This window comes from Pseudomonas sp. FBCC-B1565 (assembly GCF_059133265.1).
Window position 1 is genome coordinate 364,888 of sequence record NZ_CP101438.1, and the last position, 26,739, is coordinate 391,626.

24 protein-coding genes are annotated in these 26,739 nt (G+C 62.3%); 17 read left to right on the plus strand and 7 right to left on the minus strand.

Annotation, left to right across the window (positions count from 1 at the left end):
* Position 1: 1 nt before the first annotated feature.
* From NL123_RS01640 to NL123_RS01650, 3 genes are all read left to right on the plus strand, one after another.
* Positions 2 to 667, plus strand: a complete 666-nt coding sequence (locus tag NL123_RS01640; RefSeq protein ID WP_494357100.1) for a fumarylacetoacetate hydrolase family protein — start codon at positions 2 to 4, stop codon at positions 665 to 667.
* A gap of 226 nt (positions 668 to 893) precedes the next feature.
* Positions 894 to 1,820 carry an SdiA-regulated domain-containing protein gene (locus NL123_RS01645; protein WP_494357101.1) on the plus strand — a complete coding sequence of 309 codons (927 nt, stop codon included), beginning with the start codon at positions 894 to 896 and terminating at the stop codon, positions 1,818 to 1,820.
* 120 nt (positions 1,821 to 1,940) lie between these two features.
* Positions 1,941 to 2,849: an SdiA-regulated domain-containing protein gene (locus tag NL123_RS01650; RefSeq protein WP_494357102.1), complete on the plus strand. Its 909-nt coding sequence runs from the start codon at positions 1,941 to 1,943 to the stop codon at positions 2,847 to 2,849.
* On the opposite strand, the gene rpiA is transcribed toward NL123_RS01650, so the two are convergent.
* On the minus strand, positions 2,836 to 3,510 hold the full coding sequence (rpiA, locus tag NL123_RS01655) for a ribose-5-phosphate isomerase RpiA (protein WP_248485162.1): 675 nt from the start codon (positions 3,508 to 3,510) through the stop codon (positions 2,836 to 2,838). The two genes, NL123_RS01650 and rpiA, sit on opposite strands and share 14 nt — an antisense overlap.
* A gap of 137 nt (positions 3,511 to 3,647) precedes the next feature.
* Here rpiA and ilvA point away from each other — a divergent pair, with 137 nt between their 5' ends.
* A complete protein-coding gene (gene ilvA, locus NL123_RS01660; protein WP_071494519.1) occupies positions 3,648 to 5,162 on the plus strand; it encodes a threonine ammonia-lyase, biosynthetic in 1,515 nt (504 codons plus the stop codon).
* Positions 5,163 to 5,202: 40 nt separating this feature from the next.
* Positions 5,203 to 5,616: a DUF2269 family protein gene (locus NL123_RS01665; RefSeq protein WP_494357103.1), complete on the plus strand. Its 414-nt coding sequence runs from the start codon at positions 5,203 to 5,205 to the stop codon at positions 5,614 to 5,616.
* Between the two features lie 102 nt (positions 5,617 to 5,718).
* Here NL123_RS01665 and NL123_RS01670 read toward each other — a convergent pair whose 3' ends face one another.
* Complete coding sequence (locus tag NL123_RS01670) at positions 5,719 to 6,375, minus strand: histidinol-phosphatase (RefSeq protein ID WP_494357104.1); 657 nt, start codon at positions 6,373 to 6,375, stop codon at positions 5,719 to 5,721.
* Between the two features lie 143 nt (positions 6,376 to 6,518).
* On the opposite strand from NL123_RS01670, the gene NL123_RS01675 reads away from it, so the two are divergent.
* Both NL123_RS01675 and ptsP read left to right on the plus strand, forming a co-directional pair.
* A complete protein-coding gene (locus NL123_RS01675) occupies positions 6,519 to 6,998 on the plus strand; it encodes an RNA pyrophosphohydrolase (RefSeq protein ID WP_003176750.1) in 480 nt (159 codons plus the stop codon).
* 22 nt (positions 6,999 to 7,020) lie between these two features.
* On the plus strand, positions 7,021 to 9,300 hold the full coding sequence (gene ptsP, locus NL123_RS01680; protein WP_248485154.1) for a phosphoenolpyruvate--protein phosphotransferase: 2,280 nt from the start codon (positions 7,021 to 7,023) through the stop codon (positions 9,298 to 9,300).
* A 46-nt stretch (positions 9,301 to 9,346) separates the two neighbouring features.
* On the opposite strand, the gene NL123_RS01685 is transcribed toward ptsP, so the two are convergent.
* A complete protein-coding gene (locus NL123_RS01685) occupies positions 9,347 to 10,093 on the minus strand; it encodes an NRDE family protein (RefSeq protein ID WP_494357105.1) in 747 nt (248 codons plus the stop codon).
* Between the two features lie 212 nt (positions 10,094 to 10,305).
* On the opposite strand from NL123_RS01685, the gene lgt reads away from it, so the two are divergent.
* On the plus strand, positions 10,306 to 11,118 hold the full coding sequence (gene lgt / locus NL123_RS01690; protein ID WP_058426513.1) for a prolipoprotein diacylglyceryl transferase: 813 nt from the start codon (positions 10,306 to 10,308) through the stop codon (positions 11,116 to 11,118).
* 54 nt (positions 11,119 to 11,172) lie between these two features.
* The gene (locus NL123_RS01695; protein WP_071494804.1) at positions 11,173 to 12,006 is read left to right on the plus strand and encodes a thymidylate synthase; all 834 of its coding nucleotides are present in this window, start codon (positions 11,173 to 11,175) and stop codon (positions 12,004 to 12,006) included.
* A 138-nt stretch (positions 12,007 to 12,144) separates the two neighbouring features.
* On the opposite strand, the gene cadR is transcribed toward NL123_RS01695, so the two are convergent.
* Entirely contained in the window at positions 12,145 to 12,585 is a 441-nt protein-coding gene (gene cadR, locus NL123_RS01700) for a Cd(II)/Pb(II)-responsive transcriptional regulator (RefSeq protein WP_494357106.1), read from the minus strand.
* An 85-nt stretch (positions 12,586 to 12,670) separates the two neighbouring features.
* Here cadR and NL123_RS01705 point away from each other — a divergent pair, with 85 nt between their 5' ends.
* From NL123_RS01705 to NL123_RS01735, 7 genes are all read left to right on the plus strand, one after another.
* Complete coding sequence (locus NL123_RS01705) at positions 12,671 to 14,923, plus strand: heavy metal translocating P-type ATPase (protein ID WP_494357107.1); 2,253 nt, start codon at positions 12,671 to 12,673, stop codon at positions 14,921 to 14,923.
* 16 nt (positions 14,924 to 14,939) lie between these two features.
* Positions 14,940 to 15,803, plus strand: a complete 864-nt coding sequence (locus NL123_RS01710; protein WP_494357108.1) for a LysR family transcriptional regulator — start codon at positions 14,940 to 14,942, stop codon at positions 15,801 to 15,803.
* A gap of 247 nt (positions 15,804 to 16,050) precedes the next feature.
* Positions 16,051 to 17,115, plus strand: a complete 1,065-nt coding sequence (locus NL123_RS01715) for a putative 2-aminoethylphosphonate ABC transporter ATP-binding protein (RefSeq protein ID WP_494357109.1) — start codon at positions 16,051 to 16,053, stop codon at positions 17,113 to 17,115.
* A gap of 1 nt (position 17,116) precedes the next feature.
* Positions 17,117 to 18,823: a putative 2-aminoethylphosphonate ABC transporter permease subunit gene (locus NL123_RS01720; protein ID WP_248485143.1), complete on the plus strand. Its 1,707-nt coding sequence runs from the start codon at positions 17,117 to 17,119 to the stop codon at positions 18,821 to 18,823.
* A gap of 18 nt (positions 18,824 to 18,841) precedes the next feature.
* Positions 18,842 to 19,867, plus strand: a complete 1,026-nt coding sequence (locus tag NL123_RS01725) for a putative 2-aminoethylphosphonate ABC transporter substrate-binding protein (RefSeq protein ID WP_494357110.1) — start codon at positions 18,842 to 18,844, stop codon at positions 19,865 to 19,867.
* A gap of 126 nt (positions 19,868 to 19,993) precedes the next feature.
* Positions 19,994 to 21,127, plus strand: a complete 1,134-nt coding sequence (locus NL123_RS01730; protein WP_494357111.1) for a TIGR03364 family FAD-dependent oxidoreductase — start codon at positions 19,994 to 19,996, stop codon at positions 21,125 to 21,127.
* Positions 21,127 to 21,681, plus strand: a complete 555-nt coding sequence (locus NL123_RS01735; protein WP_248485138.1) for a phosphonate degradation HD-domain oxygenase — start codon at positions 21,127 to 21,129, stop codon at positions 21,679 to 21,681. The genes NL123_RS01730 and NL123_RS01735 overlap by 1 nt, the downstream gene beginning before the upstream one ends.
* Here NL123_RS01735 and NL123_RS01740 read toward each other — a convergent pair.
* The gene (locus NL123_RS01740) at positions 21,678 to 23,045 is read right to left on the minus strand and encodes a DUF3482 domain-containing protein (protein WP_494357112.1); all 1,368 of its coding nucleotides are present in this window, start codon (positions 23,043 to 23,045) and stop codon (positions 21,678 to 21,680) included. The genes NL123_RS01735 and NL123_RS01740 overlap by 4 nt on opposite strands.
* Positions 23,038 to 24,408 (minus strand): DUF2868 domain-containing protein, encoded by a 1,371-nt coding sequence (locus NL123_RS01745; RefSeq protein WP_494357113.1) that lies wholly within the window; start codon positions 24,406 to 24,408, stop codon positions 23,038 to 23,040. The genes NL123_RS01740 and NL123_RS01745 overlap by 8 nt, the downstream gene beginning before the upstream one ends.
* A 69-nt stretch (positions 24,409 to 24,477) precedes the next feature.
* On the opposite strand from NL123_RS01745, the gene NL123_RS01750 reads away from it, so the two are divergent.
* The gene (locus tag NL123_RS01750; RefSeq protein ID WP_248485134.1) at positions 24,478 to 24,990 is read left to right on the plus strand and encodes a dihydrofolate reductase; all 513 of its coding nucleotides are present in this window, start codon (positions 24,478 to 24,480) and stop codon (positions 24,988 to 24,990) included.
* Between the two features lie 86 nt (positions 24,991 to 25,076).
* On the opposite strand, the gene NL123_RS01755 is transcribed toward NL123_RS01750, so the two are convergent.
* Entirely contained in the window at positions 25,077 to 26,468 is a 1,392-nt protein-coding gene (locus NL123_RS01755) for an L-cystine transporter (RefSeq protein ID WP_028618333.1), read from the minus strand.
* Positions 26,469 to 26,739: the final 271 nt, after the last annotated feature.

The window sequence follows — 26,739 nt, forward strand, 5'->3', positions numbered from 1 at the left end:
CATGAGCTACCAGCATAAGTATGTCGACGGCACCAACATCCACTTTCCGGTGGGGAAAGTGGTGTGTATCGGGCGTAACTACGCCGAACACGCCAAGGAACTGGACAACCCGGTGCCAACCGAGCCGTTGCTGTTCATCAAGCCAGGCAGCTGCGTGGTGTCGTTGGGCGACAGTTTCACGATCCCCACCGAGCGCGGTTCGGTGCATTACGAGGCGGAAATCGCGGTGTTGATCGGCAAGCCATTGTCGAACAAGCCCAGCCGTGAAGAAGTACTGGACGCCATCTCCGGCTTCGCCCCGGCCCTGGACCTGACCCTGCGTGACAAGCAGGCCGAGCTGAAAGCCAAGGGCCTGCCGTGGGAAATCGCCAAGTCCTTCGACGGCGCGGCGGTGATTGCACCGTTCGTGGTGGGCAGCACCTTTGCCGACGTGACCGACATCGGCATCCGCCTGAGCATCAACGGTGAAGTGCGCCAGGACGGCAACAGCGCGCAGATGCTCAACCCGATCATCCCGATGATCCAGCACATGGCCGGCTGCTTCTCGCTGCAGGCCGGCGACGTGATCCTCACCGGCACCCCGGCCGGAGTGGGCCCGCTGAATGTGGGGGATGAGTTGGTGCTGGAATTGGCGGGCCAGAATCGCTTTGAAAGCGTTGTGCGTTAAGCACTGACAAAATGCGGTCAACATTGTGGGAGGGGGCTTGCCCCCGATAGCGGTTTATCAGTCAAACATCTGTTGCCTGACACTCAGCAATCGGGGGCAAGCCCCTCCCACATCCCAGGCTTTTGCATTTTTTTCACACGCCATCCGGATAATCCTCAGCCTCGTTCGCGCAGGCCCGTTGTTCCTGTGCTATCACCTAACGCTGACTTTCCGGAAAAAGCGCCCAATGGCCGTGTCCCTGCCCTCCGCTTCACCCAAGCCGCGTTCCCGTTTTGCCATGCGCTGGTATTCCTGGCTGTTGCTGACAGGGGTGATCCTGTATGGCGTGGCCTGGGCCCTGCACTGGGATGATCGCGGTGTGCTGTGGGTGCTGGAGCGCTTTGAGACGCCGGCCGAACGCCAGCAGAGCGTATGGCTGCCCGACTACCATGCGGTCATCGATGGCAAGCTCTTGCCGGGGATGGAGAAGGACGAAGCGTCAGACGTTGCCTACAACCCACAGACCAAAACCCTGTTTTCCGTGATGGGCAAAAACCCGTTCCTGGCCGAGTTGAGCCTGCAAGGCGATGTGCTGCGCAAGATGCCGCTCAACGGCTGGGACAACCCGGAAGGCGTGACGGTGATGGAGAATGGCCTGTTGGCGGTGGTCGACGAGCGCCAGCACACCCTGACCATCGTCAAGGTCGATGCGAGCACCACCCAACTGAACAAGGCCGACTTCACCAGCTATGACCTCGGCCCGTCCAAGGACCAGAACAAGGCCTTCGAAGCCATCACCTGGGACAAGCGCAACCAGCAGTTGATCCTTGGCGAAGAGCGCCCGCCCGCGTTGTTCACCTGGAAAAGCGACGGCGGCCCGACCCTGGCGGGCGATAAACAAAATCTGGCGAGCAAAGAACTGGACATGCGCAACCTCTCCGCCCTGGCCGTCGACCCGCGTACCGGCCATTTGCTGGTGCTGTCGGCCGACTCCCACCTGCTGCTGGAGCTGGACGAGAAGGGCCAGCAAGTCAGCTTCATGACCCTGCTGGGTGGCTTCAACGGCCTCAAGCGCACCATTCCCCGTGCCGAAGGGGTGACCATGGACGAGGAGGGCACGCTGTACATCGTCAGTGAGCCCAACCTGTTCTACCGGTTCGAAAAGCAGAAATAGCACACCGATTACGTCAGATAGGTCTCTGTGAGCGGCATCTGCCAGACATCCGGGCGTGTTTAAGTTTAAATTCAGACGGGCGTGATATTCATTCGCCACTTTTGACTTTGAGCCCGCCCGATGCAACGACTAGCCCGTCCCAAACCCCTCTTTATCATGCTTGCGCTGATCGCCCTGGTCAGCGCCGGGGCCGTCGCGCAGCATTTTCGTCTGTTTGAACGCGCCTGGTTCAATTGGCAGGTATGGCGCCAGCCAGCGGACGAACGCTCCATCGGGCTGGCGGACTACCGCGTCACGCTTGAGGCCCAGGCCATTGAGGGGCTCGACGACGATGTGTCGGCCCTGACCTACGACCCGGTGCGCAAAAGCCTGTTCACCGTCACCAATAAAAACGCCGAACTGATCGAGTTGTCCCTGGAAGGCAAGATCCTGCGACGCATCCCCTTGATCGGGTTTGGCGATGCCGAAGCCGTGGAGTTCATCAGCGACAACATCTATGTCATCAGCGATGAGCGCCAGCAGCGGCTGATCAAGGTGCATGTGGACGATGACACCCAATTCCTCGACGCCGCTGATGCGGAGCAGATGACCCTGGGTGTGCATGTCGGTGGCAACAAGGGCTTTGAAGGCCTGGCCTACGACTCAGTGGGCAAGCGCCTGTTCGTGGCCAAGGAGCGCGACCCGATGCTGATCTATGAGGTGCATGGCTTCCCGCATTTCAAACCGGAAAAAACCTACTCGGTGCACGTGATCAACAACCCCAAGCGCGACGCCGGGTTGTTTGTGCGTGACCTGTCGAGCCTGCAATACGATGAGCGCAGCGGTCATCTGCTGGCGCTGTCGGATGAGTCGTTCCTGGTGCTGGAACTGGATATCGACGGTCGCCCGCTGAGCAGTCTGTCACTGCTCAACGGGCGCCATGGCCTGACGAAGCGAGTGCCGCAGGCCGAAGGCATCGCCATGGATGACGAGGGCGCGTTGTACCTCGTCAGCGAGCCGAACCTGTTCTACGTCTTCAAGAAGCCTTGAGGGTTTTGACGCCTTCGGCGGTGCCCAGCAGCAGCACATCGGCCGGGCGCGCCGCGAACAGTCCGTTGGTGACCACGCCGACAATCGCGTTGATCTGAGTTTCAAGCTCCACCGGGTTGGTGATCTGCATGTTGAACACGTCGAGGATGATGTTGCCGTTGTCGGTCAGCACACCTTCGCGGTACACCGGGTCGCCGCCCAGCTTCACCAGCTCGCGGGCCACGTGGCTGCGGGCCATCGGGATCACTTCCACCGGCAGCGGGAAGGCGCCCAGCACCGGCACCAGTTTGCTGGCGTCGGCGATGCAGATGAAGGTCTTGGCCACGGCCGCGACGATTTTCTCGCGGGTCAGGGCTGCGCCGCCGCCTTTGATCAGGTTCAGGTGTGCGTCGCTTTCATCGGCGCCGTCGATGTAGAACTCCAGGTCGCTCACGGTGTTGAGCTCGTACACCGGAATGCCGTGGCCCTTGAGGCGTGCGGCGGTGGCTTCGGAGCTGGCCACGGCGCCATCGAATGCGCCTTTGTGCTGGGCCAGTGCATCAATAAAGCAGTTGGCGGTGGAGCCGGTGCCGACACCGACGATGCTCTTGTCGTCGAGTTTAGGAAGGATTAAATCGACAGCGGCCTGGGCCACTGCCTGTTTGAGTTGATCCTGGGTCATGCGGGCTCCGGAACGGGCGGGGAGTTATCGAGGGGCGCGAGTATAACCCAACAAAACCTCTGGATTCGTGTGGTCGCCCGCCCAAACGCTGGGTTAGACTCCTTGGCCCTGCCCAACCCGCCCAGTGATATCCGCCGATGCTTGAACAGTACGTCAAAAAGATCCTCACCTCGCGCGTTTACGACGTTGCCGTAGAAACCCCGTTGCAGACCGCCCGCCAGCTCTCCGAGCGGCTGGGCAACCAGGTCTGGCTCAAGCGTGAAGACTTGCAGCCGGTGTTCTCGTTCAAGATTCGCGGCGCCTACAACAAGCTGACCCAACTGAGCGCCGAAGAACGTGCGCGCGGGGTAGTCACGGCTTCTGCCGGTAACCATGCCCAGGGCCTGGCCCTGGCGGCGAAGGTGCTGGGGGTCAAGGCCACCATCGTGATGCCCAAGACCACGCCGGAAATCAAGGTCGAAGGCGTGCGCTCCCGTGGCGGCAAAGTGGTGCTGCATGGCGATTCGTTCCCGGAAGCCCTGGCCTACTCGCTGAAACTGGTCGACGAAAAAGGCTACGTCTATATCCACCCCTACGATGATCCACACACCATTGCCGGGCAGGGCACCGTGGCGATGGAGATCCTGCGCCAGCATCCAGGGCCGCTGGACGCGATTTTCGTACCGGTGGGCGGCGGCGGGCTGATCGCCGGGATTGCGGCGTACGTGAAATACCTGCGCCCCGAGATCAAGATCATCGGCGTCGAGCCGGACGACTCCAACTGCCTGCAGGCCGCCATGGCCGCGGGCGAGCGCGTGGTGTTGCCGAGCGTGGGCCTCTTTGCCGATGGCGTGGCGGTGGCGCAGATCGGCCAGCACACCTTCGACATCTGTAAGGACTATGTGGATGAAGTGATCACCGTGAGCACCGACGAGATCTGTGCGGCGATCAAGGACATCTACGACGACACCCGTTCCATCACCGAGCCGGCAGGGGCTTTGGGCGTGGCCGGGATCAAGAAGTACGTTGAAACCCGTGGTGTCACCGGGCAGACCCTGGTCGCCATCGACTCCGGTGCCAACGTCAACTTCGACCGCCTGCGCCATGTGGCCGAGCGCGCCGAGCTGGGTGAAGGGCGCGAAGCCATCATCGCCGTGACCATCCCCGAGAAGCCCGGCAGCTTCAAGGCGTTCTGCGAGGCCGTGGGTAAACGCCAGATCACCGAATTCAACTATCGCTACCACTCCGGCAGCGAGGCGCACATCTTTGTCGGCGTGCAGACCCACCCGGAAAACGATCCGCGCAGTGCACTCATCGCCAGCCTGACCAGCCAGGGTTTCCCGGTGCTGGACCTGACCGAGAACGAACTGGCCAAGTTGCATATCCGTCATATGGTCGGCGGGCATGCGGCCAAGGTTAGCGATGAAGTGGTGTTGCGCTTCGAGTTTCCGGAGCGTCCGGGGGCCTTGTTCAACTTTCTTAACAAATTGGGCGGGCGCTGGAACATCTCGATGTTCCACTATCGCAACCACGGTGCGGCAGACGGCCGTGTGGTCGCCGGGCTGCAAGTGCCGGCGGATGAACGTCACCTGGTACCGGCCGCCCTGGAAGCCATCGGCTACCCGTACTGGGATGAAAGCGATAACCCGGCCTACAAACTGTTCCTCGGTTGAGCGACTACGCTGAGGGGGCGGCCTTTAAGGAAAACGACACATGGAAACCCTGACCACCCTGAAAGTTATCCACATGGCAGCCACCGTGGTGTTGCTGCTCAGTGGCCTTGGCCTGGCGCTGCTGGCCTGGCGCAAGCGCAGCGCCGGCCCGGCGGTGACCGTGCAACGCCCGTGGGCCTTTGTTTGGTTGCTGATGGGCGTATGCGTGGTCAGCATGCCGTTTACCGGCTGGTGGCTGGTGCATCTGGTGGGCTGGCCGCTGGGCCAGACCTGGATCCTGGGCTCCAGCATCCTCTATACCGTGGCGGCGCTGGCCTGGTTCTGGCTGGTGGCGCGGCTCAATCGCCTGGGCAAAGGCGAGGGCGGTAGCCTGAACTTCACGCTGGTGCTGGCGGTGGTCAGTCTGGTGGGGTTTGTGGTGATTGCCGGTCTGATGGGCGCCAAGCCGGTTTAAGGCTTTGGACCGAGTCGTCTGCATCGGGGGCAAGCCCCCTCCCACATTTTGACCGTGTGAACCCGATCAAGTGTGGGAGGGGGCTTGCCCCCGATGGCTTCATCAGCTGCGCAGCGTGATTACCGGCCACCCGCGTTTCTCGGCCTCGGCCCGCAGATTCGGATCCGGATCCACCGCCACCGGGTGGGTCACTTGCTCCAGCAGCGGCAGGTCATTCATCGAGTCGCTATAGAAGTAGCTGTCTTCAAGGCTGTACCCGGTTTCTTCCAGCCAGCGGTTCAAGCGCGTCACCTTGCCTTCACGGAAGCACGGCACATCGGTGCTGCGCCCGGTGTAGCGGCCGTTTTCCATTTCGCACTCGGTGGCGATCAGGGTTTCCACGCCCAGGCGTGCGGCAATTGGCGCGGTGACGAAACGGTTGGTGGCGGTGATGATCACCAACTTATCACCGGCGGCGCGGTGCTTGGCCAGCAGCTCAATGGCCAGCGGCAGCATGATCGGCTCGATGCAGTCGCGCATATAGTCGTTGTGCCACTCGTCCAGCTGGGCCATCTCGGTGCGGCCGAGGATCTCCAGGCAGAAGTTCAGGTAGGCGGCATTGTCCAGCTTGCCGGCCAGGTAGTCCTGGTAAAACTCGTCGTTGCGGGCCTTGTAGGCCACCGGGTCGAGAATCCCGCGTTCACAGAGGTAATCGCCCCAGGCGTGATCGCTGTCACCGCCGAGAAGGGTGTTGTCCAAGTCGAATAAAGCCAGGCGCATTGCAGTTACTCGCTGAAAAGTCTGTAAAAAGGCGTCCAGAATACGGTCTTTTCACAAGAGTGCACATAAGGTACGAAGCCTCGTTGCCGCTTCATCAACCTTTGTGGAACAATGCGGCGACATGCGTTTGCGAGGTTGTTGCCGTGATCGACCCCGATGGTTTCCGTCCTAATGTCGGGATTATTCTTACGAATGATGCCGGACAGGTGCTATGGGCTCGCCGAATCAACCAAGATGCCTGGCAGTTTCCTCAAGGTGGAATCAACCCCGACGAGACCCCTGAAGACGCCTTGTACCGCGAGTTGAACGAAGAAGTCGGCCTTGAGCGCGAAGATGTGCAAATTCTGGCCTGTACCCGTGGCTGGTTGCGCTATCGTTTGCCGCAACGCCTGGTGCGTACCCACAGCCAACCGCTGTGCATCGGCCAGAAGCAGAAATGGTTTCTCCTGCGCCTGATCTCCAACGAGCAGCGGGTGCGGATGGATTTGACCGGTAAACCGGAGTTCGATGGCTGGCGCTGGGTCAGCTATTGGTATCCGTTGGGCCAGGTGGTGACATTCAAGCGCGAGGTTTATCGTCGCGCGCTCAAAGAGCTTGCCCCGCGCCTTTTAGCGCGCGACTGACGACGGAGTTCGACCCCGAGCCATGCTCAATACGCTGCGCAAGATCGTCCAGGAAGTTAACTCCGCCAAGGATCTCAAGGCGGCGTTGGGGATTATTGTGTTGCGCGTCAAGGAAGCCATGGGCAGCCAGGTCTGCTCGGTTTACCTGCTGGACCCCGAGACCAACCGTTTTGTGCTGATGGCCACGGAGGGCTTGAACAAGCGCTCCATCGGCAAGGTCAGCATGGCGCCCAATGAAGGTCTGGTGGGCCTGGTGGGGACGCGTGAAGAACCCCTGAACCTTGAAAACGCGGCCGATCACCCGCGTTATCGCTACTTTGCCGAAACCGGTGAAGAGCGTTACGCCTCGTTCCTCGGTGCGCCGATCATTCACCACCGCCGCGTCGTCGGCGTGTTGGTCATCCAGCAGAAAGAACGTCGCCAATTCGACGAAGGTGAAGAAGCCTTCCTCGTGACCATGAGCGCGCAACTCGCCGGGGTTATCGCCCACGCCGAAGCCACCGGCTCGATTCGCGGCCTGGGGCGCGAAGGCAAGGGTATCCAGGAAGCCAAGTTCGTTGGTGTACCCGGTTCGCCAGGCGCTGCGGTCGGTACGGCGGTGGTCATGCTGCCGCCGGCGGATCTGGACGTGGTGCCGGACAAGACCGTCACCGACATCGACGCTGAAATCAAACTGTTCAAGACCGCCCTGGAAGGCGTGCGCGCCGACATGCGCAACCTGTCGACCAAGCTGGCCACCCAACTGCGCCCCGAAGAGCGCGCGCTGTTCGACGTGTACCAGATGATGCTTGACGACGCGTCGCTGGGTAATGAAGTCAAGACCGTGATCAAGACCGGCCAGTGGGCCCAGGGCGCGCTGCGCCAGGTGGTCACCGATCACGTCAACCGTTTCGAACTGATGGACGACGCCTACCTGCGCGAACGGGCCTCGGATGTGCGCGACCTCGGTCGCCGTCTGCTGGCGTACCTGCAGGAAGATCGCACCACCAACCTGGTCTACCCCGACAACACCATCCTGATCAGCGAAGAGCTGACCGCCACCATGCTTGGCGAAGTGCCAGAAGGCAAACTGGTTGGCCTGGTCTCGGTGCTGGGTTCGGGTAACTCCCACGTCGCGATCCTGGCCCGGGCCATGGGCATCCCGACGGTGATGGGCCTGGTGGACCTGCCGTATTCCAAGGTGGATGGTATCGACATGATCGTCGATGGTCATCGCGGTGAAGTGTTCACCAACCCCAGTGAAGTGCTGCGCAAGCAATACGCCGAAGTGGTTGAGGAAGAGAAGCAACTGGCGCTGGGCCTCGATTCATTGCGCGAGTTGCCATGCGTGACCACCGATGGTCACCGTGTGCCGTTGCTGGTGAATACCGGCCTGCTCGCCGACGTGGCCCGTGCGCAACAGCGCGGCGCCGAAGGGGTGGGGCTGTACCGCACCGAAGTGCCGTTCATGATCAACCAGCGCTTCCCGAGTGAGAAGGAGCAGCTGGCGATCTATCGCGAGCAACTGCAGGCCTTCCACCCGTTGCCGGTGACTATGCGCAGCCTGGACATCGGCGGCGACAAGTCACTGTCGTATTTCCCGATCAAAGAAGACAACCCGTTCCTCGGCTGGCGTGGCATTCGCGTCACCCTCGACCACCCCGAAATTTTCCTGGTACAGACCCGCGCCATGCTCAAGGCCAGCGAAGGTCTGAACAACCTGCGCATCCTGCTGCCAATGATTTCAGGCACCCATGAGCTGGAAGAGGCGTTGCATCTTATCCACCGCGCCTGGGGCGAAGTACGCGACGAAGGCGCCGACGTACCGATGCCGCCGATTGGTGTGATGATCGAAATCCCGGCGGCGGTGTACCAGGCCAAGGAACTGGCACGGCAGGTGGACTTCCTGTCAGTGGGTTCCAACGACCTGACCCAATACCTATTGGCCGTGGACCGTAACAACCCACGGGTGGCCGACCTCTACGACTACCTGCACCCGGCGGTGCTGCAAGCCCTGCAACATGTGGTGCGCGACGCCCATGCCGAAGGCAAGCCGGTGAGCATCTGTGGCGAAATGGCTGGTGACCCGGCGGCGGCAGTGTTGTTGATGGCGATGGGCTTTGACAGCCTGTCGATGAACGCCACCAACTTGCCGAAGGTGAAATGGATGCTGCGCCAGGTGGAACTGAGCATGGCCAAGGAGCTGCTGGCGGAGTTGATGACTATCGACAACCCGCAAGTTATCCACAGCTCGTTGCAGTTGGCCCTGAAGAACCTGGGGCTGACGCGGATGATCAACCCGGCGTCTGCCAAAACCCTTTAAAAATGTGGGAGGGGGCTTGCCCCTCCCACATTGGGTTTCGGTGTGGTTATAGGTTGATTTCGACTTCGCCCAGCCGCCCACCATGCGGCCCAAAACTGCGCTCCACCATCCGCCGCGTTCCGTCGGCATTCACTATCAGCGCTGTGCTCGCCCGCGTGCCGTAACTCGGGCTGGCAATAAACACGCTCGACAGCAGGCTCTCCGTCGCCAACCCCACGCCGGTATCCGGCAAATCGGCAAACGGTGCCGTCTGCGGATCACTCAGGATTTCCAGCAAGGCCTCCGGCTGCGGGTCCGCCAATACTTCGCCCAACGCCGCCTTGGCCTTGAGCAACTTGGGCCACGGCGTATCCAGCCCCGCATTGGATAATCCATACACTCCGGCCTTCAAGCGCGTGGGCTCGGTGTGATTGGCGTTGTAATGCCACAGCTCATCCCGCGTGCCCACCAGCAAGTTAAACCCGGCATATTCAATTGAACGGCCGTTAACGTCGGCTAAATACTCATCAATCGGCAGCGAACCGTTGAGAAATCGCGCAACCAGCTCTCCCCGTGACTTACGGGCCGGCGGCTGATGCGGGTCGCGGATATTGGTCAGGGCGGCAAAGCGCCCATCGGCATTCACGCCCAGCCAGGTGCCACCGGCTTCCTGGTCACGACCGGCGTACACCTCTGGCGCATCCGGCCACTGGGCCAGCGGCAGGCTGGGGCGGGCGTAGAACTCGTCACGGTTGGCCGCGACGATCAGCGGCTGGGCGTGGCCCGGCCGCCAGGCAAAAACAATCAGGCACATCAGGCGATCCCTTTTGTGTTTTTTGTCACTCTACTCATACAGCGGCAGGCGTTCCATCGTATCGAAGTTGGGCGGCACGCCTTCCATCCGTTAACATGCCTGGCGTTTCGGTGCGTGTGAACTTCTTAATTTGAAACAGCGGCTGTAACGCAGGCTTAATCGCACACCGGCATGGTCCGCACGCCTAACGAATGATTTAATGAGGAGTCGCAATGCTGCCTTACCCGCAGATCGACCCGGTGGCCCTGGCCATCGGTCCGCTGAAAATCCACTGGTACGGGTTGATGTACCTGATCGGCATCGGCGGTGCCTGGTTTCTGGCCTCCCGACGCCTGAACCGGTTCGACCCGACCTGGACCAAGGAGAAACTCTCCGACCTGATTTTCTGGCTGTCGATGGGGGTGATCGTCGGCGGACGACTCGGCTATGTGTTGTTCTACGACCTTTCGGCGTATATCGCCAACCCGACACTGATCTTCGAAGTGTGGAAGGGCGGCATGGCGTTCCACGGTGGGTTCATCGGTGTGATGATCGCCGCCTGGTGGTTCGGTCGCCGTAACGGCAAGTCGTTCTTCCAACTGATGGACTTCGTTGCGCCGATGGTGCCGATCGGCCTGGGCGCCGGGCGTATCGGCAACTTCATCAACGCCGAGTTGTGGGGCAAGCCGACCGACGTACCGTGGGCCATGGTGTTCCCGCCGTTCAGCGACCCGGCGCAATTGCCGCGCCACCCGTCGCAGCTTTACCAGTTCGCGTTGGAAGGCGTGGCACTGTTCCTTATTCTCTACATTTTCTCGCGCAAACCGCGCCCGACCATGGCGGTTTCCGGCATGTTCGCGCTGTTCTACGGGATCTTCCGCTTTATCGTCGAGTTTGTGCGCGTACCGGATGCGCAGCTGGGCTATCTGGCGTTCGGTTGGGTGACCATGGGCCAGATCCTCAGCCTGCCGATGATCATCGGCGGCCTGGGCCTGCTGTGGTGGGCGTACAACCGCCCGCAACCTCTGAAGAACACCGCGCTTTAAATTCGAATGCCCAGGTCTTTATCTGGCCTGGGCTTCAACGATACGGGTACCCACATGAAGCAATATCTCGAACTACTGAACGACGTCGTGACCAATGGATTGACCAAGGGCGATCGCACCGGCACCGGCACCAAGGCCGTGTTTGCCCGTCAGTATCGGCATAACTTGGCCGACGGCTTCCCGCTGCTGACCACCAAGAAGCTTCACTTCAAAAGTATCGCCAATGAACTGATCTGGATGTTGAGCGGCAACACCAACATCAAGTGGCTCAACGAAAACGGCGTGCGCATCTGGGACGAATGGGCCACCGAAGAGGGTGACCTCGGCCCGGTGTACGGCGAGCAGTGGACGGCCTGGCCAACCAAGGACGGCGGCACGATCAACCAGATCGACTACATGGTCCACACCCTCAAGACCAACCCCAACAGCCGCCGCATCCTGTTCCACGGCTGGAACGTCGAGTACCTGCCCGACGAAACCCAGAGCCCGCAGGAAAACGCGCGCAACGGCAAACAAGCCCTACCACCGTGCCACCTGCTGTACCAGGCGTTCGTGCACGACGGTCACCTGTCGATGCAGTTGTACATCCGCAGCTCCGATGTATTCCTCGGCCTGCCGTACAACACCGCCGCGCTGGCCTTGCTCACCCATATGCTGGCCCAGCAGTGCGACCTGATCCCCCACGAGATCATCGTCACCACCGGCGACACCCACGCCTACAGCAACCATATGGAACAGATCCGCACCCAGTTGGCGCGCACGCCGAAGAAGCTGCCGGAGCTGGTGATCAAGCGCAAACCTGCGTCGATCTACGACTATAAGTTCGAAGACTTCGAGATCGTGGGCTACGACGCCGACCCAAGCATCAAGGCCGACGTCGCGATCTGAAGGCTGTCCTGGTCTTAAGGTGTGGCTTGTGTGGGAGGGGGCTTGCCCCCGATAGCGGTGGATCAGCTAAGTATTGGGTGGCTGGAACTCCCCATCGGGGGCAAGCCCCCTCCCACATTTGAACCGTCTTCGTTTGAGTTAATGGCCGTGGCTTCTGCCCACATGGGAAGGCTCAGCCTCACTGGCCAACACACTGCCGCTGACTTCCAGCCGCTGCAGAATCCCGCACTGATCCCCGCCGCCACAGCGTTGGCGCAAGTCCAGCAATTGCTCCTGCAACACCAACAGCCCATCGATCCGCGCCTTCACATGGTGGATATGCTCGTCGATCAACGCATTCACACTTTCGCACTGGTCCTGGGGGCTGTCCCGTAGCCCCAGCAGGCTGCGGATTTCTTCCAGGGTCATGTCCAGGCTGCGGCAATTGCGGATAAACACCAGCCGCTCGGTGTGTGCCTGGGTGTATACGCGGTAGTTGGCGTCGGTGCGCGCCGGGGGCGGCAGCAGGCCTTCCTTCTCGTAGTAACGGATGGTTTCCACCGGGCAGTCGGTCAGTTTGGCCAGTTCGCCGATCTTCATCGCAACAATCTCCAAATGGGTGCTTGACCCTATAGTGGCTACAGGGTCTTTACTTGGCAACAGGCACCTTTACGGACGCGACAGAATGAGCGATTCCATCCACACCCCGCACAAGCACGATCACGACCATGATCATGGCCCGAAGAAATTGACCCCTGTGCATGACCACGGCCACGGCGGCTCCTGCTGCTCCGGCACGCCGGCCCCGGCATTGGTGCAATTGAGCGAAGCGCTCACCGCCGGTTCGCGGCTGAGCACCTTCCGCATCGAAGCCATGGACTGCCCCACCGAGCAGACGCTGATCCAGAACAAACTGGGCAAGCTTGCGGGTGTGCAGCAGCTGGAATTCAACCTGATCAACCGCATCCTCGGCGTTACCCACGACCTGCCGAGTACCGCGCCGATCATCGACGCCATCAAGTCCTTGGGCATGCAGGCCGATCCCATCGAAGAAGGCACCCCCGCCGCCGAACCGCCCGCCAAGAAACATTGGTGGCCGCTGGCGTTGTCCGGCATCGGCGCGTTGGCGGCGGAAGTGCTGCACTTCACTAACGCCGCGCCGACCTGGGTGATTGCCATCGTGGCGCTGGTGTCGATCCTCAGCGGCGGCCTCACCACCTATAAAAAGGGCTGGATTGCCCTGAAAAACCTCAACCTGAACATCAATGCCCTGATGAGCATTGCGGTGACCGGTGCGATCCTGATTGGCCAGTGGCCGGAAGCGGCGATGGTGATGTTCCTGTTCACCGTGGCCGAGTTGATCGAAGCCAAGTCCCTGGACCGTGCGCGCAATGCCATCAGCGGCTTGATGCAGATGACGCCCGAGCAGGCCACCGTGCAACAGGCTGATGGGTCTTGGGCTGAACAAGAGGTCAAGAGTATCGATCTTGGCGCCATCGTGCGGGTTAAGCCTGGCGAGCGCATCGGCCTGGACGGCGAAGTCACCGCTGGCCAATCCACCATCGACCAGGCGCCGATCACCGGTGAAAGCCTGCCGATCGAAAAGACGGTGGGCGACAAAGTCTTCGCCGGCACCATCAACCAGGCCGGCTCCCTGGAATATAAAGTCACTGCCGCCGCCAACAACTCCACCCTGGCGCGCATCATTCACGCGGTGGAGCAGGCCCAGGGCGCCCGGGCACCGACCCAGCGCTTCGTCGACAGCTTCTCGAAGATCTATACCCCGGCGGTGTTCCTGTTTGCCCTGGGCGTGGCGTTGATCCCACCGCTGTTCATGGCCGGCGCCTGGTTCGACTGGATCTACCGTGCCCTGGTGCTGCTGGTGGTCGCCTGCCCGTGTGCATTGGTGATTTCCACCCCGGTGACCATCGTCAGCGGCCTCGCGGCAGCGGCGCGCAAAGGCATCCTGATCAAGGGCGGCGTGTACCTGGAGGGCGGTTACAAGCTCGACTACCTGGCCCTCGACAAGACCGGCACCATCACCCACGGCAAACCGGTGCAAACCGACTACCTGGCGCTGTTCCCCAACGTCGAAGACAGCGCACCGGCGCTGGCCGCCAGCCTGGCGGGGCGTTCCGATCACCCGGTGTCGCTGGCCATCGCCAACGCGGCTGTGGATAAAAACCTGCCCACCCACGTTGTGGATAACTTCGTGGCCCTGGCCGGTCGCGGCGTGCGTGGCGAGATCAACGGCGAAACCTACCACCTGGGCAACCACCGACTGGTGGAAGACCTGGGCCTGTGCTCGCCGGAGCTGGAAGAGAAACTCTTCGCCCTGGAAAAACAAGGCAAATCCGTGGTGTTGCTGCTCGACAAATCCGGCCCGCTGGCGCTGTTCGCCGTGGCCGACACGGTCAAGGACAGCAGCCGCGAAGCCATCCAGCAGTTGCACGAGCTGGGCATCAAGACTCTGATGCTCACTGGTGACAACACCCACACCGCCCAGGCGATTGCCGCCCAGGTCGGCATCGACCAGGCCCAGGGTGATCTGTTGCCGACCGACAAGCTGCAAGCCATCGAAACCCTCTACGGCCAAGGCCACCGCGTTGGCATGGTTGGCGACGGCATCAACGACGCCCCGGCCCTGGCCCGCGCCGAGATCGGCTTTGCCATGGCCGCAGCGGGTACTGACACGGCCATCGAGACCGCTGATGTGGCCTTGATGGACGATGACCTGCGCAAGATTCCGGCTTTCATTCGTCTGTCGCGGCAAACGTCGAGTATCCTCAAGCAGAACATCGCCCTGGCATTGGTGATCAAGGCGATCTTCCTGGCGGTCACCTTCCTGGGCATGGCCACCATGTGGATGGCGGTGTTCGCCGACATGGGCGTGAGCCTGCTGGTGGTGTTCAATGGCCTGCGCCTGTTGCGCAAATAAACGATGAGAGGGTGGTGTGCTGAGTGCCGAGTTGAAGGCTTTTTTCATGGTCGCCCGCCTGGGCAGCATTACCCAGGCGGCGAAAAAACTCGGCCTGAGCCAACCCACGGTCACCACCCAGATCCGTAACCTGGAAAGCCAATACGGTGTTGAGCTGTTCTACCGTGGCGGCCGTCGCCTCACCGTCAGCGACGAGGGCGCGCGGCTGCTGCCGATGGTCAAGGCGCTGTTGCAGCAAGAAGCCGACATCGAATTTTTTCTACGCAACAATGGCCAGGTCCAGGGTGCACTGAGGATTGCCGCCACGGCACCGTACTACATCCTCGATCTGGTCAAAGCCTTTCGTGAACGCCTGCCGCAAGTGGAAGTGTCGGTGGAAATCGGTAACTCCCAACAAGTGCTAGAAGCCTTGGACGATTACCGTGTCGACGTCGCCGCCTCCTCGCAACTGCTGGAAGACCCACGCCTGATTCGCCGTGTGCTGGGCACCGACCCGCTGGTGCTGGCGGTGCATCGCAACCATCCGTTGGCCAAGCTCGACCATGTGCCGCTCAACGCATTGGCCGGGCACACGCTGTTGATGCGTGAGGCGGGCTCTACCACGCGACGTTTGACCGAAGAACTGTTGCAGAGCGCAGGTATGAGCTTCGGACCGCTGCTGGAAATCGGCAGCCGCGAGTCGATTCGTGAAGCGGTGCTGCGCAATATCGGTATCAGCATTATTGCCCGCCAGGAAGTGCCCCATGACCCGCAATTGCGCGTGCTGACGTTCGAGAACGCGCCGCAGATTCCGGAGTATCTGTACTGCCTCAAGGAACGGAAAAGTGCTCGCCTGCCGGCGGCGTTTCTGGGGTTGGCGCAGGAAATGTCGCCGCTCTGAAGCGTGGTGATCGCCTTGAGGGCCAATCGGGGGCAAGCCCCCTCCCACACTTGACCGAGTTCCAACATGAGAACGGGGTCTAATGTGGGAGGGGGCTTGCCCCCGATAGTGATAGACCAGGCAACTCAGCGCTGAGAGCCCTACCCAAATCCACCAATACCACTATCACCGGGTTTTGCCTTTCTGCCACACCAGGGACGCATTGCCCCCCTAGCATGGCCTTCATCCGTTCGATGAGGTGCCTTGCATGAACACAGCCCTGACCCAACCCGGCGCGCCCATGAAGGTGCGCGGTATCCAGAAACGCTTCGGCGCGTTTACCGCGCTGGATAACGTCTCGCTGGACGTCGCCGCCGGCGAGCTGGTGTGCCTGCTGGGCCCGTCCGGTTGCGGCAAGACCACCTTGCTGCGCTGCATCGCCGGCCTTGAACGCCAGGACAGTGGCGAGCTTTACCTGGGCAACCGCGATGTGTCCCGGCTGCCGCCCCAGGCGCGGGACTACGGCATCCTGTTCCAGTCCTACGCGTTGTTTCCCAACCTCACCGTCGAAGCGAACATCGGCTACGGCCTCACCGGCAGTGGTCGTGATGAAGTGCGCCAGCGTGTTGGCCAGATGCTCGAACTGGTCGGCCTGGTCGGCAGCGAAAAGAAATACCCCGGCCAGCTGTCTGGCGGCCAGCAGCAGCGCGTCGCTTTGGCGCGTGCCTTGGCGCCCGCGCCTTCATTGTTATTGCTGGACGAACCGATGTCGGCCCTCGACGCCCGCGTGCGTGAGCATCTGTGCACCGAGCTGCGCCAACTGCAACGGCGCCTGGGCATCACCACGCTGATGGTCACCCACAATCAGGACGAAGCCATGCTGATGGCCGACCGCATCGCCGTGATGAACAACGGCAAGGTCGAGCAATACGCCACGCCCCAGGAGATCTACGACCGCCCGGCCACGCCGTTCGTGGCGGAGTTTGTCGGCCAGGGCAATTGGCTGCCGTTCAGCCGCAACAGTGCCAGTCACGCCCAGGTCGGCGGGATGAACATGCGCCTGGCCGACGATGCTGGCGTGGCCAAGTCGGGCCGCCTGTTCTGCCGTCCGGAGGCGATCAGCGTCAACCCGCCGGTGCATGAAGAAAACCTGTTCCCGGCCAAGGTGCGCGAGATCACCTTCCTTGGCAACCGCTGCCGCATGAGCTTTGAACTGGAGCAATTGCCCGGCCACCCGCTGCTCGCCGAACTGGCCCCGGAAGCCATGCCGCGCCTGGGCGCCCAGGACATCTGGGTGGCCTTGCCGCCGCGCAGCCTGCAGGTGTTTGCCTGAGATGGCCGCTGTCATGACGCTGCCACGCCAGGTTTCCCGCGCCGAAACCGGCGACAGAATTTTCGTCGTCGGCGGCAAACTGCTGTGGCTGTTGCTGTTGGGTATCGCTGTATTGATGCCGTTGCTGGCGATCTTCTGGCGCGGTTTCAGCAGCGAGGCCGGGCAGGGCGGTGGCCTGTTGGCGGCGCGGGAGCTGGTGACCAGCGCCAACTTCCACTGGCTGCTGGGCAATAGCCTGAAAGTGTCCCTGAGCGTGGCAGCCATCGTCGTACCGCTGGCTTACCTGTTTGCCTACGCCCTGCAACGCACCTTGATTCCCGGCAAGGCGATCTGGCGCGGTATGTCGCTGCTGCCGCTGATGGCGCCGTCGATGCTGCCGGGCATTGCGCTGGTCTACCTGTTTGGCAACCAGGGCATGCTGCGTGGGTTGCTCTCGGAGAATATCTACGGTTTCTGGGGCATTGTGCTGGGGGAGGTGATCTACACCTTCCCACATGCCTTGATGATTCTGCTGTCGGCGTTGTCCCTGGCGGATGCACGCCTGTTCGATGCCGCCTCCAGCATGGGCGCCAGCCCGGCCCGGGCGTTTCGCAGCATCACCTGGCCGGCCACGCGCCAGGCGGTGTTCGCCGCGTTTTGCCTGGTGTTCACCCTGACCATCACCGACTTCGGCGTGCCCGTGGTGGTGGGGGGCGATTATCAGGTGCTGGCCCTGGAAGCCTACAAGGCCGTGGTCGGCCAGCAGCAGTTCGGGCGCGGTGCGCTGATCGGCATGGTGTTGCTGCTGCCGGCGCTGCTCAGCTTTGGGGTGGATGCCTGGCTGCGCCGTCGTCACGGCGATTCGATGAGCGGCCGTGCACAAGTGTTTCAACCGGTGCCCTCGCGCCTGAGAGACGCCTGTTACCTGGCCATCGTGCTGCTGATCTGCGCGGTGTTGCTGCTGGTGTTCGGCATGGCGGTGTACTCCTCGCTGGTTAAATTCTGGCCGTACAACCTGTCGCTGTCCCTCAACCATTACCAGTTCGAAGACACGGCCGGCGGCGGCTGGCTGGCCTATCGCAACAGCCTGACCCTGGCCCTGTGCACCGCATTGATCGGCAGCGCGCTGATCTTCACCGGCGCCTACCTGATGGAAAAAACCAAGGGCCAGAAGGGCCTAAACCTGGCCCTGCGCATGCTCAGCTTCGTGCCGATGGCCGTGCCGGGCCTGGTACTAGGCCTGGGCTACGTGTTCTTTTTCAACCTTAACGGCAACCCGCTGCATGTGTTCTACGGGACCATGACCCTGCTGGTGGTGTGCACCATTGCGCACTATTTGACCACCGCCCAGATGACCGCCACCACGGCGCTGCGTCAGCTGGACGCCGAGTTCGAAGCCGCCGCGCTGTCCCTCAAGGCACCGCTGTACCGGCATTACCTGAAAGTGACGGTACCGATCTGCCTGCCGGCGCTGCTGGATATCGTGCGCTACCTGTTCGTGTCGGCGATGACCACCGTGTCCGCCGCGATCTTCCTCTACAGCCCCGACACCATCCTCGCCGCCGTCGCCGTGTTGAACATGGACGACGCCGGCAACGTGGGCGGTGCGGCGGCGATGTCGACCCTGATCCTGTTCACGTCGGCCGGCGTCTCGCTGCTGCTGGCGTGGGCCTCACGTGGCGCACTGCGCCGCTCCCAAGCCTGGCGCCAGACCGCGCCCGGCCAATAATCCTGAAGGAGGTGTTCCATGTTCAAGCCCCTGGCGCTGGTCGCGGCGGTACTCACGGCATTCAGCGTGAATGCCTTTGCCGCGAAAACCGAGTTGACCGTGTACACGGCCCTCGAAGCCGAGCAATTGAAGACCTACAAAAAGGCCTTCGAACAGGCTAACCCCGACGTCGAGATCAAGTGGGTGCGCGATTCCACCGGCATCATCACCGCCAAGCTGCTGGCCGAGAAAGACCGCCCGCAAGCTGACGCAGTCTGGGGCCTGGCCGCGTCCAGCCTGGCGATCCTCGACCAGCAAGGTATGCTGGACAACTACGCGCCGAAGGACCTGGACAAGATCGGCAAGCACTACCGCGACGCCGCCAACCCTCCGGCCTGGGTCGGCATGGACGTATGGGCCGCGACCATCTGCTTCAACACCGTTGAAGCCGAGAAACAGGGCCTGACTAAGCCGGTGAGCTGGCAGGACCTGACCAAGCCTGAGTACAAGGGCAAGATCGTCATGCCTAACCCTGCCTCGTCCGGCACCGGTTTCCTCGACGTCAGCGCCTGGTTGCAGACCTTTGGCGAGAAGCAGGGCTGGCAGTACATGGACGACCTGCACCAGAACATCGGCCAGTACGTTCACTCCGGTTCCAAGCCGTGCAAGCTGGCCGCTTCCGGTGAATTCCCGATCGGCATTTCGTTTGAATACCCAGCAGTACAACTCAAGCGCCAGGGCGCGCCGTTGGACATCATCCTGCCGAAGGAAGGCCTGGGCTGGGACATCGAAGCCACCGCCGTGATCAAAGGCACCGCGCACAAGGACGCCGCGCAGAAGCTCGCTGACTTCTCCGCCAGCCCGGCGGCCATGGGCCTGTACAAGGACAACTTTGCCGTGCTCGCCCAGCCGGGTATCGCCAAGCCGCAGACCGAATTGCCGGCCGACTACGAGCAGCGCTTGATCAAGAACGACTTTGCCTGGGCGTCGAAGAACCGCGACAGCATCTTGACCGAGTGGCGCAAGCGCTATGACGGCAAATCGGAGAAGGTTGCCGGTCAGTAAGGTTTTTCGTTAGGGCTACTGGCCTTATCGGGGGCAAGCCCCCTCCCACATTTTGAACTGTGAACACTTTCAAGTGTGGGAGGGGGCTTGCCCCCGATGGCGGTCTGCAAAACAGGACATCACGATATGACACACCACAGCGACCTGCTGATCATCGGCGCCGGCATCCTCGGCCTGTCTCACGCCTTTGCCGCCGCCAGGCGCGGCCTCAAGGTCAAGGTCTTCGAACGCAGCGCCACGCCGCTGGGCGCCTCGGTGCGCAACTTCGGCCAGGCCCTGGTGACCGGTCAACCACCTGGGCCGATGCTCGACCTGGCGCGAGAAAGCCGCGAAATCTGGGGCCATTGGGCGCAGGTGGCCGGGCTGCAACTCAAGCGCAACGGCTCATACCTGTTCGCCCGTACCGAAGCCGAAGAGCATCTACTGGAAGCGTTCTGCGCTGGCCGTGCGCAGGAGCACGGCTACCACGTCGAGTTGCTGCAAGGCTCCGCGATGAAGGACCTGTACGGCGGCCAGTTCCGCCATCACCGCGCCGCGTTGCACGGCAAGGATGACCAGCAGTTGTATTCGCGTGAAGCGATCCCGGCGCTGATCAACTACCTGGCGCAAGAGCTGAACGTGGAGTTCTACTTCTCCACCCTGGTGCGCGACGTCGAACCGGGCCAGTTGCACAGCACGGCAGGCAGCTTTCGCGCTGAACAGATCATCGTGTGCTCCGGCCACGACTACCAGACCCTGCTGGCCGAAGCGATGGCCGAACTCAACCCGAGCATCTGTCGCCTGCAAATGCTGCGCGCGCGGCCAGCGGTGAACCTGAACCTGCAACACGCCTTGCTCACCGGCTTGAGCTGCGTGCACTACGGCGCTTTCGCCGATCTCCCGGAAGCGGCGCCGATCCAGGCGCAGATCCTGCGTGAAGCGCCACACCTGCACGAACACGGCATCCATTTGCTGATCAGCCCCACGCCCCATGGCGAACTGATCATCGGTGACTCCCATGACTACGGCAGCGATGCATCGCCGTTCAATGCCGAGCAGGTGGATGACTGGATGATCGAGTTGGCCGAGCAGACCCTGGGCTGCAAGATCCAGGTGGTGGAGCGCTGGCAGGGTGTGTACGGCTCGCGCGGGCCGGCGCCGTTTTCGTTCCTGCGAGCGGCGCCGGGTGTGAGTGCAGCGTTGATGCACACCGGTGTGGGCATGAGCGTGGGGCCGGCGATGGCCGAACGCAATATCACAACCTTGTGGGGGGCGGCGTGATGACCTCTGAACAGACCATCGACGAAGTCTTCGGCTTGTACGAGCAACACGGCACGGCGGATTACATTGGCGAGCCGGTGTCGCAGATCGAGCACATGTCCCAGGCGGCGCAGTTGGCCATGGCCGAAGGCTTCGATGATGAAGTGGTGCTGGCGGCGTTTTTCCACGATATCGGGCACCTGTGCGGCGAGGGCAACGACAACATGGGCGGCTATGGCGTGGTCAGCCATGAGCGGCTCGGCGCCGATTACCTGCGTCGTGCAGGCTTCAGCGAGCGCATGGCCAAGCTGGTGGAATATCACGTGCAAGCCAAGCGCTACCTGACCTTCAGCCAGCCGGACTATTACGCCTGCCTGAGCGAAGCCAGTCGCCGTACGCTCGGGTACCAGGGCGGTGTAATGACCCAGGAAGAAGCGCGGGCGTTTGAGCAAGACCCGCTCTGCGAGATCAGCCTGCGCATGCGCCATTGGGACGAACAGGCCAAGGCAATGCACGTGCCGGTGCTCGACCTTGAGGTGCTCAAGGCCAAGGCGCGGCAAGTGCTGGCGGCTTAGGTTTCGTCGAGGCGCCGGGCCAGTGCTTCGACCTGTTCCTGGCGCTCGGCCTGGCTGAGCCTGGGGTGAGGGTTGAGCGACGACCATTGTGGATGGGCGCGGGCTTTGTGCAACGCGTCCGGCAACTTGCCTTCGCGCCAGGTTTTGTCCTGGGGCGTGTCGACCTTGATGCTGTGCATCGCCGCATGGCCGCGCAGGTCCAGGGCCTTGAGCAACTGGCGTTGGCGCAGAGCGAGCAGGCGCAATACGCTGTCGTCGACGGTGAGTTCGCGCTGGCCTTTGATCTTGCCCAGCAACCGGCTGCCATAGCTGCGTGCGGTTTGCAGCGCGCCTCCGGCAATGGCGCCGGCCAGGGCGGCGGCGCCCAAGGTCAGGCCGCCGACCAACAGGTCCACACCGGCACCCGCCGCCGCGCCTGCGGCGATCCCGCCACCGACGCGCACGCCGAGTTGCTTGAGGGTTTCCGGGTTGAACAGGTCGTCGCCCCAGCGCCCGTCCAGCAGCGGCAAGTCACTGGCGGCGGCATCCTGCGGGCGGAAGCCGAACAGCTTGAGCAGCGCTTCCACACATTTTTGTTCACGTTGGCGCACGGCTTTGCGCAGGTCGCCGATGGCGTGTTGCTCATCTTCGGTGACCACGCTGCGGCGGCAGGCGGCGCAGTCGATCAGCAACTCGGCGATCAGCCGTGCGGCGCTTTGCTGACGGGCCTGGCGCTGCGCCTCTTGATCCAGGATCAGCCGTTCCAATTGCGGCCGTGCGTTTTCCAACAGCAGGGCCAGGCTTTCATACAGGCGCCGTTCGCCGTCTTCCGGTGGAGCCACGCTGTCGAAGCGCACCAGCGCGTGCAGGCCAAGCCGGGCCAGGGCTTCGCGCCAGTCCGGCTCGCGGTGGTCGCTGCTGCTGACAAAGTTGAGCACCGGCAGCAACGGCTTGCCGCAGCTGGCCAGCACTTGCAGCTCATCGCGGTACTTGGCCAGTACCGGCTCGCGGGCGTCGATCACATACAGGCCGGCGTCGGAGGCGAGCAGTTGGCGCAGCACCTTGGCTTCCTGTTCGAAACGCTGGCGCGCTTCGCTGCCTTCCAGGAAGCGCGCCAGGCGGGCCGGGCCGTCGAGGCGTTCGCCGGGGCGATCCAGGCGTTCCAGGTAGTCGAGCAGGGCGATGGCGTCTTCCAGGCCGGGGGTGTCGTACAGCTCCAGCAAGGCTTCGCCGTCGACCGACAACCGTGCACCTTCGACATGCCGGGTGGTGCTGGGACGATGGGAGACTTCGCCGAAACCGACGTCTCGCGTGAGGGTGCGCAGCAGCGAGGTCTTGCCGACATTGGTGTGGCCGACCACGGCGAGTTTCAGGGGCTTAGTCATGACCGGTCTCCAGCCAATTCAGCGGCGCGCAGTCGGCAAAGGGCAACTCAAGCTGCTGCAGCGCGGCATGCCAGTCGCCCAGGCGTTCGGCGTCCAGGGCCTGGCCGGGCGGCGCTTGCAGCAGCCATACGCGGGTGGCGGTGGCGCTGCGGGCGAGTTCGGCGATCAGCGCCAGGCTGCCGCGATCCGGCGAGCGGCGCGGGTCGCAGGCGATGGCCAGGCGGGCGGGCGGGAAGCGCGTGAGTTGTTCCAGCAGTTTGTTGCGCGATTCGCGGCTGTCGAGGACACCGGCGTTCTTCACGTTGTGCGGCAGTTTTGGGGGCCAGGGGTGCTGGTCGTCCAGTTCGATGGCCACCAGCAGCGCGCCGTCGCTTTGCAGTTCGCTGACGCCGCCGCTGACGTGATGCAGTTGTTCGGGGGCGGCATCGTTGACCCCGAGGCGCTCACTGCTCGGCATCAGGCGCTCGCGCAATTGGCTGTAGCCGGGCAGGTTGAGGTCCAGGCGCAGCGCGGCGCGCCCACGCTTCCAGCGCCACAGGCACAGCAGGGCAAGGATCAAGCGTGGCAGCAGGCCATAGACCAGCAGCACACCCACGAGCCAAGCGGCCCAGGCTTGGCGGGCGCTTTCGATATTCAGCGCGGAATCGCCGCTGGCACGGATCATCTCGACGCTCGGTACATTGAAGCCCAGCAGCGCGGGCAGGGTGCCGAGGGCCTGGGTCACGGCGACGAAGGTGTCGGCGCCGAGGATGGTGGTTTCCCACACGAAGCCGTAGCGGCGGGTGGCGAGTAGCGTAAGAAGAATCACCAGGGCGCTGAGCAACGCCAACAACCACAGGCTGTTGACCAGCACACCCACGGCCCAGCGATTGAGTTTCTGGCGTTGCAGCAATAGCAGGAGTGCGGGCGCCAACTGCGCAGCCTTTGCGTCACGGGCGAGTTTTTCGCTGAGCCATAACCACAGTCGCCCGAGGCTGGCGCTGTGTTCACCGGCAAACAGCAGGCCCAAGGCCCAGCTGATCAGCAGGATCAGGTTCAAGCCGAGCAAGCTGCCCAAGGCCCAGAACACATTCACCGGGACCAGCCCGTTGCCCAGCGCGGCAAAGGCCAGGCCCGCGCCGCTGATCACGGCGATGACCGCCAGCAGCACCAGCGCCAGGCGTGCGCCTTGCAACCAGCGGGTGAGGGCGGTCGTGAGCCCATCGCGCTCGGCCAAGTGCAGGGCACGCTGCTGGATACGCGTCGGCAGATCGCCACCTGCCGAGCGGGCCAGGCGATTGGCTTCCAGGTCTTCCAGGGGGCCGGCGTGTTCTTCACGCAGGCGCACGGTTTCTGTCAGCCAGAGAGTGTGCAGAGGAGTCACGCGTTGTCCTGTCGTGTTTGTGAGCCTGGAGCATAACCCCTGGCTCGGGGCTCTGGTATTCTCGTCGCCATGAAAAAAACTCTCCCTTTAAGCCTGATCGCAGCCCTCGGTGAAAACCGTGTGATCGGCGTCGACAACAGCATGCCCTGGCATTTGCCGGGGGATTTCAAATACTTCAAGGCCACCACGCTCGGCAAGCCGATCATCATGGGGCGCAAGACCTGGGATTCCCTGGGCCGACCGCTGCCGGGGCGCTTGAACCTGGTGGTTAGCCGTCAGACCGATCTGGCGCTGGAAGGTGCGGAAGTTTTTCCGTCTCTGGAGGCCGCGGTGGAGCGCGCTGAGGAATGGGCAACGGCGCAAGGTGTTGACGAGCTGATGCTGATTGGCGGTGCGCAGTTGTATGCGCAGGGGCTGGAGCAGGCGGATCGCCTGTATTTGACGCGGGTGGCGTTGAGCCCGGAGGGGGATGCCTGGTTTCCAGAGTTTGATCGGGGCCAGTGGAAGTTGGTTTCCAATCTGGAGAATCCAGCTGAAGGTGATAAGCCGGCGTACAACTTCGAAGTCTGGGAAAAAGCCTAAAAGCGTCGGGGGCAAGCCCCCTCCCACATGTTGACCGTGTGAGCCCAGTCAAGTGCGGGAGGGGGCTTGCCCCCGATTGCTATCTATCAGGCTTGCGCTAATTCCGCATGCTCATCCGCATTCAACAACGCCTTATCCGTCTGCCCCATGACCTGGCTGGTGATCGCACCTGCCGTCATCGAACCGTTCACGTTCAGCGCCGTACGGCCCATGTCGATCAGTGGCTCTACGGAAATCAGCAGCGCCACCAGTGACACCGGCAAACCCATGGCCGGCAGTACGATCAGCGCGGCGAAGGTTGCGCCACCGCCCACGCCAGCAACGCCTGCCGAACTCAAGGTCACAATTGCCACCAGGGTCGCGATCCACAGCGGGTCCAGCGGGTTGATGCCCACGGTAGGCGCGACCATCACCGCCAACATCGCAGGATAAAGACCGGCGCAACCGTTCTGGCCGATGGTCGCGCCAAACGAGGCAGCAAACCCGGCGATGGATTGCGGGATGCCCAGGCGGCGGGTCTGCGCTTCAATGCTCAGCGGGATCGCCGCCGCACTGGAGCGGCTGGTGAAGGCAAAGGTCAGCACCGGCCACACCTTGCGGAAGAAGCGCAGCGGGTTGATCCCGGCCAGGGACAGCAATAGGCCGTGCACCACGAACATCAGGCCCAGGGCCAGGTACGACACCACCACGAAACTGCCGAGCTTGATGATGTCTTGCAGGTTGGAACCGGCGACCACTTTGGTCATCAGCGCCAATACGCCATACGGCGTCAGCTTCATTACCAGGCGCACCAGACGCATTACCCAGGCTTGCAGGGTGTCGATGGCGTTGAGGACTTTCTGGCCTTTTTCCACGTCATCCTTGAGCAGTTGCAGCGCCGCGACCCCCAGGAACGCAGCGAAAATCACCACGCTGATGATCGAGGTCGGCTTGGCCCGGGCCAGGTCGGCGAACGGGTTGGCCGGCACGAACGACAGCAGCAGTTGGGGGATATTCAGGTCGGCGACCTTGCCCGCGTAATCGCTCTGGATCACTTGCAGGCGCGCCATTTCCTGGGTGCCGGCCACCAGGCCTTCGGCGGTGAGGCCGAACAGGTTGGTCAGGCCGATACCGATCAGCGCCGCAATCGCAGTGGTGAACAGCAGTGTGCCGATGGTCAGGAAGCTGATCTTGCCTAGGGACGAGGCGTTGTGCAGACGGGCGACGGCGCTGAGGATCGACGCGAATACCAGCGGGATCACGATCATTTGCAGCAATTGCACGTAACCGTTACCCACCAGGTCGAACCAGCCGATGGAGGCCTTGAGTACCGGGTTGCCGTCACCGTAGATCGTGTGCAGCACGGTGCCGAACACCACGCCAAGGACGAGGGCAAACAGCACCTTCTTGGCCAGGCTCCAGTTTGTGCGACGGGTTTGTGCCAGGCCCAGCAACAGGGCCACGAACACCAGTAAGTTGAGAATCAGGGGCAGATTCATTGAAGCTCCGTTGAGAAGGCAGCCAATCGCGCGAGCCTGCGATTGCGAACCGGAAAGCCTAACAGCTTGAAATATATTGATTTAATACCGATATGGAATGGTGACTGTCGTTTTTGGAATAAGCCTTTGACGCTCAGGCACATGCCATTGGCGCGATCACGACGCAAGCGGTCGTGCTCGGGCGATAACTGTCACAGGGATTTGTTAGCGTCGATGTTTTTCACTCAGGGAGAAACGCATATGAAGCTCGCTTCGAGATTGTTTGCCGCCG

Excerpts from the sequence above, each read along its gene's own strand:
- NL123_RS01695 (WP_071494804.1), top strand. The coding sequence starts at position 11,173 with ATGAAGCAATATCTCGAACTACTGAACGACGTCGTGACCAATGGATTG.
- cadR (WP_494357106.1), bottom strand. The coding sequence starts at position 12,585 with ATGAAGATCGGCGAACTGGCCAAACTGACCGACTGCCCGGTGGAAACC.
- NL123_RS01735 (WP_248485138.1), top strand. The coding sequence starts at position 21,127 with ATGACCTCTGAACAGACCATCGACGAAGTCTTCGGCTTGTACGAGCAA.
- NL123_RS01720 (WP_248485143.1), top strand. The coding sequence starts at position 17,117 with ATGGCCGCTGTCATGACGCTGCCACGCCAGGTTTCCCGCGCCGAAACC.
- NL123_RS01750 (WP_248485134.1), top strand. The coding sequence starts at position 24,478 with ATGAAAAAAACTCTCCCTTTAAGCCTGATCGCAGCCCTCGGTGAAAAC.
- NL123_RS01705 (WP_494357107.1), top strand. The coding sequence starts at position 12,671 with ATGAGCGATTCCATCCACACCCCGCACAAGCACGATCACGACCATGAT.
- NL123_RS01715 (WP_494357109.1), top strand. The coding sequence starts at position 16,051 with ATGAACACAGCCCTGACCCAACCCGGCGCGCCCATGAAGGTGCGCGGT.
- NL123_RS01725 (WP_494357110.1), top strand. The coding sequence starts at position 18,842 with ATGTTCAAGCCCCTGGCGCTGGTCGCGGCGGTACTCACGGCATTCAGC.
- NL123_RS01665 (WP_494357103.1), top strand. The coding sequence starts at position 5,203 with ATGGAAACCCTGACCACCCTGAAAGTTATCCACATGGCAGCCACCGTG.
- NL123_RS01685 (WP_494357105.1), bottom strand. The coding sequence starts at position 10,093 with ATGTGCCTGATTGTTTTTGCCTGGCGGCCGGGCCACGCCCAGCCGCTG.
- NL123_RS01645 (WP_494357101.1), top strand. The coding sequence starts at position 894 with ATGGCCGTGTCCCTGCCCTCCGCTTCACCCAAGCCGCGTTCCCGTTTT.
- ptsP (WP_248485154.1), top strand. The coding sequence starts at position 7,021 with ATGCTCAATACGCTGCGCAAGATCGTCCAGGAAGTTAACTCCGCCAAG.
- NL123_RS01730 (WP_494357111.1), top strand. The coding sequence starts at position 19,994 with ATGACACACCACAGCGACCTGCTGATCATCGGCGCCGGCATCCTCGGC.
- NL123_RS01670 (WP_494357104.1), bottom strand. The coding sequence starts at position 6,375 with ATGCGCCTGGCTTTATTCGACTTGGACAACACCCTTCTCGGCGGTGAC.
- NL123_RS01755 (WP_028618333.1), bottom strand. The coding sequence starts at position 26,468 with ATGAATCTGCCCCTGATTCTCAACTTACTGGTGTTCGTGGCCCTGTTG.
- NL123_RS01650 (WP_494357102.1), top strand. The coding sequence starts at position 1,941 with ATGCAACGACTAGCCCGTCCCAAACCCCTCTTTATCATGCTTGCGCTG.
- NL123_RS01640 (WP_494357100.1), top strand. The coding sequence starts at position 2 with ATGAGCTACCAGCATAAGTATGTCGACGGCACCAACATCCACTTTCCG.
- NL123_RS01740 (WP_494357112.1), bottom strand. The coding sequence starts at position 23,045 with ATGACTAAGCCCCTGAAACTCGCCGTGGTCGGCCACACCAATGTCGGC.
- ilvA (WP_071494519.1), top strand. The coding sequence starts at position 3,648 with ATGCTTGAACAGTACGTCAAAAAGATCCTCACCTCGCGCGTTTACGAC.
- rpiA (WP_248485162.1), bottom strand. The coding sequence starts at position 3,510 with ATGACCCAGGATCAACTCAAACAGGCAGTGGCCCAGGCCGCTGTCGAT.
- lgt (WP_058426513.1), top strand. The coding sequence starts at position 10,306 with ATGCTGCCTTACCCGCAGATCGACCCGGTGGCCCTGGCCATCGGTCCG.